Source organism: Taibaiella helva, from assembly GCF_003545695.1.
GTDB lineage: Bacteria > Bacteroidota > Bacteroidia > Chitinophagales > Chitinophagaceae > Taibaiella > Taibaiella helva.
The window spans coordinates 149,693-161,710 of record NZ_QUZZ01000006.1 but is presented as its reverse complement, the minus strand read 5'-3'; the positions used below and the strand labels follow the sequence as shown (position 1 = coordinate 161,710).

The window sequence follows — 12,018 nt, the reverse complement described above, 5'->3', positions numbered from 1 at the left end:
AATGATCCGATGAAAAAGAAGCAAATAAATTTGCGCAAGCTGTCTTTCGAAAAGCAGGTGATCCTTGCGCTGAACACGAAAGAGATGGCGCAGGCGGCCGGTGGAGGCACACTGGGCGAAACCAATTGTCAGCAGTGTGTTTATTCTATCCAGCTCAGCAACTGTCCGCCATGCCAAGGTTCCGCACCGCAGCAATCTCATTGCCCCATTTCGGTAGAGCCCTGCGGCATTTGCTTGTGACAGGTCAATGAATCCCGTACGGGTAGATTTTTTTAATCATTAAGCACTTTGTACTATGAAAAAGAAAAGCCTGGAGCTGAAAAAGCTCATACTGAAAAAAGGAACGATAGCTTCCTTAAGCCAGCAGGCCAGGATTGTCGGCGGGGCCACCTTTGCCGATACCGCCTGCTGCCTGACCAATACTTGTCCCAGCAGCCCCTGTGATTGCCAGCCGACAGAAGCGCCCAACTGTACCGTGACCTTGCGGAATTGTACAGCGGAAACCTGTATCGTCAATTGTACCGCACCATCGGTCGGTATGGTTTGCCGCTAAGCAACCGGGCTGAATGCTGTTTGGCGAAGCCACTCCATACCGGAGTGGCTTTTTGCTGCGGGTATCCGGAAAAGCCTGAAGGTACTATTGCCGTTCCTATGGGTATTTTAACGGGGTAATTTTTTCTCGTAAAAACACGTGCGTAAAATTGAGGCACAATAATCAACTTTACAACCGAAAGGCCGGCAATACAGCGTTTTGACACTGCAAGCTTTAGGGGCTTTTTGAAAACCATTCTTCAGACACTAAAAACTTTTTTTATGGCAACACTATTCATCTTAATCCCATTCCCACAAAACCAATTGGACATGCACAAAGATCTGCCCCCGCAAGCAGATCAGTTTGAGCAGGAATTCGCGGGGCTGACCAACAAAAAGATCGGGGAGAACATCGGGGCTGAAATCAAAGACGGTATTTCAGTCGTTTATGTGGATACGGATTTCACCGTAAGCGATGAGGATTATATTATCGTCTTTGCCCATGGCGCCAAAGACGTGCCGTCAAAATTGTACTCTAACGATCCCTCTTTGTCGGTAACCGTTTCCAATGTGATCAGCAAGCTGGAGCAAGCAGACGCGCAGGAGGCACAGAAGATATTGTTTATGTGCTGCTTCAGCTCGCTGACCGGACACATCGCTGCGACCTGGAAAAAGAAGCACAAAAGCCAGGTCGTGTACGGCGGCAATGCGGCGATCTCCAACCTGTATTCGGCAACCCGTACGCAGATCAGGGCCTGTTGTGCGGCACTCAGCATACAATCTTAAAGCGAGGCCTGCAAGGTGCAGCCGGTGCGGGTTTCAGGGTTTAGTGGCAACTATGGTTAGTGCTGCTAACTAAATTATTAATGTTAACAGCTAGTTTATTAATCATCCTGTAACCTGGATTATACGCGAATGCACTGAAAATTTTTTTCACTGCTCAGTGCGAACTTTGTCTTTCACCAAACATCAAATGCTTTTTATGAAAAAGAAAAAAGTTGCGCTGAACAAAAAGCTCGGCATGAGCAAGGAAGTGATCTCTGAATTGCAGGGGAATCGCCACAAAGTTTTAGGCGGAGCGACAATCGCCAATACGGTGGTTACCGATCCCAATCCTAATTGTATCTGCTGCGCACCGCAAACATTACCCACCTGCGGCGTCGGCTGATACCCGAATTATCAACAGGCTTTAATGCCGTTTCTCTTTTTATTGGCCTGCGACAGCCTAAGGTTGCCGCAGGCTTTAAATGCGGTACGGGCAGTTATACCTATAGGCAGGAAGCGTGCGCTCATAGCCGCTATCATTACCGCCAGCCGCCGCCCAGCGATTTATACAGGTTGATGAAAGCATAGATCTCGTCGCGCTTTACGCCGATCAGCTGAAGCTCCGCTTCCATCTTGCTTTTCTGGGCGGCCACGATCTCGATGTAAGAAGCATAGCCGGTAAGATAGAGCTCCTCGGAAATGCCGATGCCATTGCTGAGGGCATCCACTTCCAGCTGCTTCAGGGAATCTGTTTGCGCCAGGTTCCTGATCCCGCTCATCTGGTTGATCACCTCTTTGTAAGCATTCAGCACGCTACGCTCGTATTGATAGTAGCTTTCCTGCTGCTGCGCCGTCGCGAGCCTATGCTGTGCACGCAGCTGATTTTTCTGAAACACCGGTGCTGTAAGGCCGCCCAGCAATTGATAACCCAGGGAGGCGCCGGAGAGCAGCAGGCTGCCTTTGAAGGCATTGAGCGCAGTATACGCCGAGATATTGACTGAAGGGAAAAAGGCAGCACGGGCAGCGGCGAGGTCGGCATGAGCGGCCAGCAGCTGCGATTCCGCCTGCCTGATATCCGGCCGTTGCCGCAGCAGGCCTGCCGGTACGCCACTGCCCGGCTGCGGATGGAAAAGCTGATCCAGCGGCTGCAAGGCGTCCCTGGTAATACTGCCGTCGTAGCGGCCGGCCAGCGCATTGAGCTCGTTGGTGGCTTCGGCTATACGCTGCTTAATAGCCCGTAGCGCTGCTTTCGTACTGTAGCCCTGCGCTTTGAACTGCTGAACCGCCAGCTCCGTGGCTCTTCCGGCCTCCTTCTGCACGGTCACAATTTCCAAAGCTCGTTCCTGGAGGCCGAGGTTCTCTTCCAGCACGGCTTGTTCCCGGTCCAGCATCACCAGCTCATAATACAAGGTGGCCGTTTGCGCTACCAGCATGGACCGTACCATATCGGCGCCCTGTACCGAGGCCAGGAAGCGGCGCCGGGCGCCTTCTTTCTGCGCCCGCAGCTTACCCCATAGATCGGCCTCCCAGCTGGCATTGATCCCCAGCCAGAAATCGGGTGTGGGGCTGGTACCTATCTTTTGATCATCGTCGATATTCGGTGAGAGGTTAGTGTCAAAGTTGCCGACCCCTTCCATCGTGTACTTTCCAAAATGGGTGGCGCTGGCATTGGCGCCCAGGCTTATGGCCGGAAGCAGCGCGCCCCTGCTGCTCATTAGCCAGGCGCCGGCCGTTGCTATCCGTTGCAATGCAATATGCATGTCAGGGTTATGATCCAGCACATTATTCAGCAATTGCTTCAGGTGCGGGTCTTTGAAGAAAGAATCGCGGGAGAGCAATGGCGCCTGTACGCGGCTGCTGTCATATGCGAAATGATCAGGCAACGGCTTCAGCTCCGGCAGGGCCGCTCGTTTGGGCACGACGCAGGAGAATGTAAGCGTGCAGCATACGGTAAGGGTAGCTATTTTCAGAATGTTCATTATCTGGTTCATGACTGAATTATTTTTTCAGGAACTTTTGTTGTTCTTTTCTTTTCGGCAAAGGAGGCAAACAACACATAAAGGCCGGGGATGATGAGCACGCCGAATATGGTGCCGATCAGCATGCCCCCGGCTGCTGCTGTGCCTATGGAGCGGTTACCCATGGCGCCTGCGCCGGAAGCCACGCACAGCGGCACCAGGCCGGCAATAAAGGCGAAGGAGGTCATCAGGATGGGGCGTAGCCGCTGGGTGGCGCCTTCTATCGCAGCTTGCAGCACACCGGCGCCCTCGCGGCGGCGCTGGATAGCGAATTCAACGATCAGGATCGCGTTCTTACCCAGCAAGCCGATCAGCATCACCAGGGCCACCTGGGCATAGATATTGTTTTCAAGGCCGGCCAGCTTCAGGGAGAGGAAGGCTCCGAAGATACCTGCAGGCAAGCTCAGGATCACCGGGAGCGGCAGGAGGAAGCTTTCGTATTGCGCGGCCAGCAGCAGGTATACGAATACGAGGCAGACAAGAAAGATTACTACCGTCTGGTTGCCTGAAAGGATTTCTTCGCGGGTCATGCCGCTCCACTCGTAGCTGTAGCCCCTGGGCAGCACTTCTGCTGCAACCCTTTGTACGGCCGCGATAGCATCGCCGCTGCTGTAGCCTTCTGCAGCATTACCGTTGATCATTGCCGAGAGATACATGTTGTAGCGGGTCAGCTGTTCGGCGCCATAGATGCGTTCAAGGGTGACGAAGGTGGAGAAGGGGACCATCTCGCCATGAGCATTCTTCACATAAAGCTTCAGCACATCTTCCGGTGCGGTGCGGTATTCGGGGGCTGCCTGCACCATCACTTTGTACATCTGGTTGAAGCGGATAAAATTGGTGGCATAATAGCTGCCCAGCAAGGTTTGCAGCGTATTCATCGCGTTGTCGGCCGTAACTCCTTTTTTTGCGGCCATATCGGGATTGATATGAATCAGGTATTGCGGAAAGGAAGCGTCGAAGCTGGTGAAAGCATTGCTGACCTCCGGTGCCTTATTGATCGCGTCGATAAATTTTTGCGTCACCTCGGCAGTCTGCCGCACATCGCCCCGCCCGGTCTTATCCAGCAGGCGCAGCTCGAAGCCGCCGGTATTGCCGAATCCCGGAACAGTGGGCGGCGCGAAGACCTCTATCCTGGCGTCTTTAATATGCTGTACCTCCGCTTCGATGGCCTTTATCGTGGCATTGACATCCTGCTTTCTTTCTTCCCATGGCTTAAGGTTGATCATGGCCATGCCATAGGAGGCTCCGGCAATTTCATTGACGAGGCTGTAGCCTGCCAGCGAAGTGGTATTCTCTACGCCTTCTATTTTTTGTACGCTGCGGGTGATCTGGTCCAGCGCTGTCTCCGTACGTTCCATGGTAGCACCGGGAGGGGTAGTGACATTGACATAGATCATACCCTGGTCTTCTGTAGGAATAAAGCCTCCTGGCAATATGGCTGCCGCGCCCCAGGTCAGCGCAAAGAATAAGGTAAGGAGGCCTATGGTCAGGCCACGCCTGCCGGCGATCTTCCCCAGCAATTTTTGATAGCCACCGTTAGTGGCATCGAAGCCCCGGTTGAAGCCCTGGAAAAAGCGGTTGAGCAAACCTTTACCACTGGGCTGTGTATGCTTCAGCATTAGCGCGCAGAGCGCCGGTGTAAGGGTCAGCGCATTGATGCCGGAAATAAAAATGGCAATGGCCAGCGTAAGCGAGAACTGCCGGTAGAAGATCCCTACCGGGCCGCTGAGAAAAGCTACGGGTATGAATACGGCCGACATGACCAGCGTGATGGCGACAATGGCCCCGCTGATCTCTTTCATCGCCTCCAGCGTGGCCTCCATAGGCGACAGGTGCTGCGTCGTGATCTTCAGGTGTATGGCTTCCACGACTACGATCGCATTGTCCACCACGATACCGATGGCCAGCACCAGGGCGAAGAGGGTGAGCAGATTGATCGAGAAGCCCATGGCCAGCATAAAGCCAAGGGTGCCGATAAGCGCTACAGGAACGGCCAGCACGGGGATGAGTGTCGAGCGGAAGTCCTGCAGGAAAATAAAGACAACCAGCGCGACGAGCAGGAAGGCCTCAATGAGCGTACGTACGACTTCGCTGATGGAAGCGTCGAGAAAGCGCGATACATCATAGGCCATATTGTATTCCATGCCCGGCGGGAAAGAAGATGTTTTCAGCTCCGCCATGCGCGTCTTGATGTTATGGATCACATCGCGGGCGTTGGAGCCGGGCCGCTGCTTGATCATGATAGATGCGGAAGGCCTTCCGTCGGTCTTGGAGACCATGCTGTAGCTCATGGAGCCGAATTCCACCGTGGCAATATCTTTCAGACGCAGCAACGCGCCGTCCTTATCGGCCCGCAACACCATCTGCTCATATTGCTGCGGCTCGAAGAGCTTGCCTGTATAGCGCAGCACGTACTGAAGGACCTGCGGCGTTTTGCCCGAGCTTTCGCCGGTCTTGCCGGGAGCGGCTTCCACGTTCTGCGCTCTTAAAGCCTGTATCACTTCATCGGTAGCAATATTGTAGGCCAGCATGCGTTCGGGTTTCAGCCATATGCGCATGGCATATTCCTGCTGTCCCATGATCTCGGCGCGACCCACGCCCTCGATGCGCTTCAGCTCCTGGAGTATGTTGATATCGGTAAAGTTGAAAATAAATTGCTCGTCAGCCGCGGAATCGGTGCTGGTAATGTTCAGGTACATCAGCATGCTGTTGACCTCCTTCTCCGTAGTAACGCCGGCCTTGATCACTTCTTCAGGCAGCTCGTCGAGCACGGTGGTTACCCGGTTCTGTACATTTACAGCCGCCTGGTCGGGATCGGTACCCACCTTAAAGAAGACCTGGATCATCGTGATCCCGTCGTTGCTGGTTACGGTCGACATATAGGTCATGCCCGGTACACCATTAATGGCCCTTTCGATGGGCATCGCCACCGCCCTGGCCGATACATCGGCATTGGCCCCGGTATATTTTGCAGTCACCATTACCGAAGGCGGCACGATGTCGGGAAATTGGGTTACAGGGAGCTGCGTCAGCGCCATGACGCCGATCAGTGTTATGATGAGCGAGATCACCAGCGACAGCACCGGTCGCCGGATAAATACTGAAGTCATAGAAAAAAGAGATGCTGCACAGGCGGCGCCTGCGCGGGTTGACATTAGAATGCGTACCTGTTCAGCTGTGGGATGCGGCTACCGGGCGGATCTGTTCTCCGTTGCTGATCGTCTGGATACCTTCAAGCACGATCTTGTCCTGGGGCGAAAGGCCGCTTTCTATGATATAGTAATCGCCGATACGGCCCGCAGGCTGAAAGCTCTTCATCCTTACCTTATTCTCCTTGTCGAGCACATAGACATAGTTCTTGTCCTGTATCTCCAGCACAGATTGCTGCGGTACCATCAGCACCGAAGCCGCAGGGCTGCTGATCAGCACGGTGCCGGAAGCGCCATGCTTCAGCACCTTGTCCGGGTTGGGAAAATCGGCTCTGAAGGCGATGGAGCCGGTATTGTCGTCTATTTCGCTGCCGTTGGCTTCTATCTTTCCTTTGATGGGATAGAGGGAGCCATCGGCCAGCAGCAACCGAACTTCGGCATGGGGCAGCCCCTCTTTGTTCTCGCGGGCCAGCCGCAGGTATTCATTTTCGGAAACATTGAAATAGGCGAGCACCGAGCGTATATCGGAAATGGTGGTGAGCGAGGAATGCTCGGATAAGTAGCTGCCTTCCTTCAGCGGCAGGCGGTCGATCACGCCGTCGAAGGGGGAGGTGATGCGTGTATAGGAGATCCTTTTTTGCACCGCTTCCTTTTCCGAACGGGCCTCTTCGATCTTTGCCCGGAAGGCATTCAATCGGGCTTCGGCAAGCTCCAGCTCGCTTTTGGCGACGATCTTTTTATCGACCAGGCGCTGCACGCGCTGCAGCTCCACCTCGGCCACCCGGGCGTCTGCTTTAGCATTATTCAATGCGGCATTGGTTTTGCTCAGCGCGATCTGCAGCTCGTCGTCATTGATTGTGAACAGCAGCTGCCCTTTGCGTACAGCATCGCCTTCATCGACATAGATATGCTCCAGTATGCCGGACACTCGGGCCAGTATCTCGATGTTTTTCCTGGCTTGTATATCGGCTACGTATTGTACATGGAATGAAGTGTCCTTTTGCAGGACCTGGCTTACCGGGTAGGCCTTTAAAGGGTTGCCGGCCTGCTTTGATGCGCTGCTGCTCGAGCAGGCGTATATAAAAAGAAGTGGGATCAAGAACGCATAACGGTCTTTCATAGCAAGCAATATGGGGTGATCCGGGAACGGTGCCGGAAAGTTGAAAAATGCCACGCCGTTCAGTCACGCAGGTTGTGCATGCTGTTGCCGGAAGGGAAGAGATCAATAATGCTGCTTGCAGATCAGAAAAGAGAAAGCCGGAAAATATAATCGTAGCAGGTGGAAAGACAACGGCTGCTGTAAACCGCATTCTGCTGTGTATGGGTTTCGGTAAAGGCGATGGTCCGGGTAACGTCGGTATGCCCGGGAGCGGGTGAAGTAAATAAAGCCTGCAGCCGCTCGTAATAACGCTGGTAAATACAGGCAGCCTTCAGCCGTTTGTGCTCCCCCGGTGTGCTTACATGCCTGGACAGCGAATTGAGCTCACTGTTATCTTCATATACAGAAGCCGGAGCGTGAAGAAAGGAACCAGCCGACCAACCCGCGTCCACCGCTTGCGTCGAGCCGTAAAGCAACGCAATAAGAGAAAAGAGATAGAGCGATATGGTTCTTAAAGATTGTTTCACGCTAAGCATCCGGGATCGCTGCAAAAATAGGACAAGAAGCTTAAGCGACCTGTCAATAGTGCAACAATAACGCTTTTTTAAAATTTGGCCTGCAGGAAATATCATTGCAGAAGAGGGCTCAACGCAGCTTTCAGCGGACGTTACATCAAAAAGCCTCATGATATAATGTTTGCTATCATGAGGCTTTTGCTATAGCCGTCATTCCGGCTGTTATGGATACTTATTGTGGCATACCGGCGGAAACGTTGAACATCCAGCGAATGCCGAAGCGGTCCTGGCAGGTGCCCCAATAGCCCCAGAATTCGTCGTGCGGAGCGATGCAATCTTTGCCACCCTGGGACAGCGCGTTGTACAGCCTGTCGGCCTCTTCCTTGGTATCGGGCTCCAGGCTGATGGTAACGTTATTGCCTTCGATCAGCTTGTGGCCCATGCTTTCCAGCATGTCGGTGCCCATAAGCAGAGTGCCGCCGAGTATCGGCAGCGATACGTGCATTACCTTGCCTTTGTCCGAATCAGACATTTGCGGTGCACCCTCGGGTGCAGGAACATCGCCCATGCGCATCAACGGAACGGCGAAATCGGTTTGGAATACTTCTTTGTAGGCGTTGAACGCCTCTTCGGTGTTACCCATGAAGTTGAGGTAGATGGATACTTTTGCCATGATTGTAAATTGCTAGAGGTTAATTATAGCATTCAAATATATGCCTTTTTTAAACATGATCATGGGCAGGTTTGTTACCGTATTTTAAAGAATAGGGCTCGGACCACATGAAAATGTCTGGAGCTATTTGCAGTAATTAACACTACTTAACGCCGAATGTGCAGGAGCATCTGGATCTTTGTACAGATGGATTGAATTGGCTTCTTTGCCTGTTCGGTTATTGGTTATTTGGTTAAAACAGTTGCTCAATCCTGGGCAGCTTTTTTTATGCTCTGCCCTTGCCGGCGCAGAGCTCCTCATGGGGCGGCTTCACACCTGCTTAGCCGGCCATTGCCTTCTGCTTATTGGGCAGGCTGACCATTACCTTCCTGAACAGGCTCTTGATGAGCGCGACCTCTTTGGGATAGCTGGTGTTTTTTCGGCAGCCGAAATAAAGCGTGTTGACCAGCTTCGGATGGCCTTCCCATACCAGCTTGATCTGCCCGCTCTTCACTTCTTTACGGCAAAGAAAATCGGGTATTACTGCCAGGCCCTGTCCGCCGGCCAGACACCGGACGATCGAATTGAGATTGGGCACAATATAGTTAGGCCGGAAATCGGGCTGGTGGCCGAAGTTGAGCTTCCAGAAGCGCAGCAGGTGCTCCATATCGCCGGTAGTGCCGTACCACTTCTGGCTTTTGAGCCACAACTCAGCTGCCACTATATCCTTCTTCTTTATGATTTGCCTGAAGGCTTGCTCGTCGGTCTGGTTACCACCTACCAGCACGATCGTTTCGGAAGAGAAGGCTTCGTGCACTATCGAAGGGGAGGAGCCCTTTTGCGGGGTAATGATAAGATCGAGTATGCCTTTATCCAGCTGGTCCAGCATTTCGGGATATTCGCCGAAGCTGATGATGACATTGAAAGGCAGGGAAGAGATGTATTGCTCCAACGTGATCTGGAAAGTCTCGAAGCACATGCCTACGCTTAGTGTCGGCGTATCCCGCTCGGTGCAGCGCTGGAAATTCATCTCGGCCTCTTCCAGCCTGGCCAGGCCGTCGGCAATCACATTGTACAGTATTTTGCCCCGCTCCGTCGGCACCATTTTCCTGCCTGTACGGTCAAACAGCTTGTAGCCCACATAGCTTTCCAGGGAGCTGAGATGCAGGCTCACGCCGGGCTGCGAAATGAACAGCGCTTCTGCAGCGCCGGTAAGGGTTCCCGTCTTATAGATCGCTTTAAAGGTGCGGTACCATTCCAGGTTTACCATAATTATTGCTATTATTTTTCTGATGCAAAGGTATAAATTATATTGTTTCTATGATAGGATAAGGCATCCTAATTTTGCCTTGTAAAAATGAAAAGCAATGAAAAATATACTCATCATTAACGGTGGTCAAAGGTTTGAGCATTCCGGCGGCCTGTTCAACAACACCGTAGCCGCTGCTACATCTGATTTTCTGCATCGTGCCGGTGGCTATGCAGTCCAGACCACGACAATCGGAGAGGGTTATGATGCCGATGAAGAAGTACGGAAGTTCGTCTGGGCCGACATTATTATCTATCATACCCCTATCTGGTGGTTCCAGCTGCCTTATGGCTTTAAGCAATACCTGGACGAGGTGTTTACCGCCGGGCACCAGAAAGGGATCTACCGCAGCGATGGCCGCAGCATGGATAATCCCGCGATCAATTACGGTACCGGCGGCATGCTGCATGGCCGGCAGTATATGCTGACCACCAGCTGGAATGCGCCGGCCACCGCTTTTACCTTGCCCGGCGAATTTTTCCTGGAGAAGAGTGTGGATGAAGGTCCTCTTTTTGGCTTTCATCGCATGAATGCCTTTACCGGTATGACACCCCTGGAAAGCTTCCATTTTCATGATGTGGAAAAGAATGCGGATGTACCGCGTGATATGGCACATTACCGCAGGCACCTGGAATCCGTTTTTGCAGGCGTAGCGGCAGAAAGCAGGGAAAAGCTTTGCGCTTAATATTTTTTAAACGACGACAATATGAAGATCTATCTGACAGCGATCATCCGGAGCAAGCCGGAATACAGGGAAGAAGTAAAGACCCTGCTGGAAAATATGGTACGCCATTCGCGGCAGGAGGCTGCCTGCCTGCAATACGACCTGCATCGGGGCATCGACGATCCGGAGCTGTTCACCTTTTACGAGATATGGGAAAGCGCGGAAGCATTGGACCGGCACAATGCACAGCCTTATATACAAGCCTTCGCCAGGATCGCAGACGTACAATTGCAGGAAGCGCCGGCTATTTATAAAACAACCATCATTCAACAATAGAAGATATGGAATACAGGACATTGGGTAATTCGGGCCTGCGGCTCTCTGCCATTAGCTACGGCGCTTTTGCCATTGGTGGCAACATGTGGGGCGGCAACGAGCGTAAAGATTCTATCGCCTCGGTACAAGCATCGCTCGATCATGGGATGACCACATTGGACACAGCGCCTTTCTACGGCTTCGGGCTCAGCGAGGAAATGATCGGGGCGGCAATCAGAGGCCGCGACCGCAGCGGCATACAGCTGCTGACAAAATTCGGCCTGGTATGGGACGGTAGCAATGAAGGTAAAGGCGAATTCTTTTTCGATGCTGACGATCAGGGGCGGAAAAGGCCTGTATACCGCTACGCCGGCAAGCAAAGCCTGATGAGGGAAGTTGAAGCCAGCCTGAAACGCCTGGGTACAGACTATATCGACCTGCTGCAATTGCATTGGCCCGATGCCACCACACCCATAGACGAGACCATGGAAGCCCTGGCATTGCTGTAGCAGCAAGGTAAAATAAGAGCGGCGGGCGTAAGCAATTACGACTTGTCACAGGTGCAGGAGGCCCGCCGGACTTTTGCAATCGCAAGCAACCAGGTGCCTTACAGTATGCTCAACAGGGGTATAGAAGAAACGCTGGTGCCTTATGCGCTGAGCAATGCATTGGGCATTATTGCCTACAGCCCCATGGAACGCGGGCTGCTGACGGGTAAGTACCTGAATGATGAGGGACTGAAAGCGAGCGATCACCGCAGTGGTTACTTCGGGCAGTTCGACAGGGAAAAAGTACAGGCGTTGCTGGACACTATACGTCCCGTAGCGGAAAACAAAAAGGCAACCCTGGCCCAGCTGGTGCTGCGCTGGACCACGCTGCAGCCGGGCATAACGGTAGTGCTGGCCGGCGCCCGTAATGCGGAACAGGCCGCAGCTAATGCACAGGCGATGGCCATTCAGCTTTCGGAGGAGGACAGGAATATTATCGACAGTGCGCTGGCC

12 protein-coding genes and 1 pseudogene are annotated in these 12,018 nt (G+C 53.0%); 7 read left to right on the top strand and 6 right to left on the bottom strand.

All coding sequences use genetic code 11. From position 1 onward, the window contains the following. Positions 1-9: 9 nt before the first annotated feature. From DZC79_RS11035 to DZC79_RS11020, 4 genes are all read left to right on the top strand, one after another. Entirely contained in the window at positions 10-240 is a 231-nt protein-coding gene (locus tag DZC79_RS11035; protein ID WP_118951644.1) for a class I lanthipeptide, read from the top strand. A gap of 55 nt (positions 241-295) precedes the next feature. Continuing rightward, a complete protein-coding gene (locus DZC79_RS11030; RefSeq protein ID WP_118951643.1) occupies positions 296-553 on the top strand; it encodes a hypothetical protein in 258 nt (85 codons plus the stop codon). A gap of 308 nt (positions 554-861) precedes the next feature. Continuing rightward, positions 862-1,317: a hypothetical protein gene (locus DZC79_RS11025; RefSeq protein WP_118951642.1), complete on the top strand. Its 456-nt coding sequence runs from the start codon at positions 862-864 to the stop codon at positions 1,315-1,317. 196 nt (positions 1,318-1,513) lie between these two features. Then, positions 1,514-1,699, top strand: coding sequence for a class I lanthipeptide (locus DZC79_RS11020; protein WP_157977070.1), 186 nt, complete (start codon positions 1,514-1,516; stop codon positions 1,697-1,699). 136 nt (positions 1,700-1,835) lie between these two features. Here the strand turns inward: DZC79_RS11020 and DZC79_RS11015 are convergent, their stop codons facing one another. The 6 genes from DZC79_RS11015 to DZC79_RS10990 all read right to left on the bottom strand — a co-directional run bounded on the left by DZC79_RS11015 (position 1,836) and on the right by DZC79_RS10990 (position 9,999). Then, on the bottom strand, positions 1,836-3,287 hold the full coding sequence (locus DZC79_RS11015) for an efflux transporter outer membrane subunit (RefSeq protein WP_118951640.1): 1,452 nt from the start codon (positions 3,285-3,287) through the stop codon (positions 1,836-1,838). Next, positions 3,284-6,424: an efflux RND transporter permease subunit gene (locus tag DZC79_RS11010; protein WP_118951639.1), complete on the bottom strand. Its 3,141-nt coding sequence runs from the start codon at positions 6,422-6,424 to the stop codon at positions 3,284-3,286. Before DZC79_RS11010 ends, DZC79_RS11015 begins: the two co-directional genes overlap by 4 nt. A 61-nt stretch (positions 6,425-6,485) precedes the next feature. Continuing rightward, positions 6,486-7,583 carry an efflux RND transporter periplasmic adaptor subunit gene (locus tag DZC79_RS11005; RefSeq protein WP_118951638.1) on the bottom strand — a complete coding sequence of 366 codons (1,098 nt, stop codon included), beginning with the start codon at positions 7,581-7,583 and terminating at the stop codon, positions 6,486-6,488. A 122-nt stretch (positions 7,584-7,705) separates the two neighbouring features. Continuing rightward, positions 7,706-8,089 carry a hypothetical protein gene (locus tag DZC79_RS11000; RefSeq protein WP_157977069.1) on the bottom strand — a complete coding sequence of 128 codons (384 nt, stop codon included), beginning with the start codon at positions 8,087-8,089 and terminating at the stop codon, positions 7,706-7,708. A 220-nt stretch (positions 8,090-8,309) separates the two neighbouring features. Further along, entirely contained in the window at positions 8,310-8,750 is a 441-nt protein-coding gene (locus DZC79_RS10995) for a VOC family protein (RefSeq protein ID WP_118951636.1), read from the bottom strand. 319 nt (positions 8,751-9,069) lie between these two features. After that, positions 9,070-9,999, bottom strand: coding sequence for a LysR family transcriptional regulator (locus DZC79_RS10990; protein ID WP_118951635.1), 930 nt, complete (start codon positions 9,997-9,999; stop codon positions 9,070-9,072). 97 nt (positions 10,000-10,096) lie between these two features. Between DZC79_RS10990 and DZC79_RS10985 the strand changes: the two genes are divergently transcribed. The 3 genes and pseudogenes from DZC79_RS10985 to DZC79_RS10975 all read left to right on the top strand — a co-directional run. Next, positions 10,097-10,723 carry an NAD(P)H-dependent oxidoreductase gene (locus DZC79_RS10985; RefSeq protein WP_118951634.1) on the top strand — a complete coding sequence of 209 codons (627 nt, stop codon included), beginning with the start codon at positions 10,097-10,099 and terminating at the stop codon, positions 10,721-10,723. Between the two features lie 21 nt (positions 10,724-10,744). Then, the gene (locus DZC79_RS10980; protein WP_118951633.1) at positions 10,745-11,038 is read left to right on the top strand and encodes a putative quinol monooxygenase; all 294 of its coding nucleotides are present in this window, start codon (positions 10,745-10,747) and stop codon (positions 11,036-11,038) included. A 5-nt stretch (positions 11,039-11,043) separates the two neighbouring features. Further along, positions 11,044-12,000 (top strand): annotated as a pseudogene (locus tag DZC79_RS10975) (aldo/keto reductase); the annotation flags it as partial. Positions 12,001-12,018 lie beyond the last annotated feature (18 nt).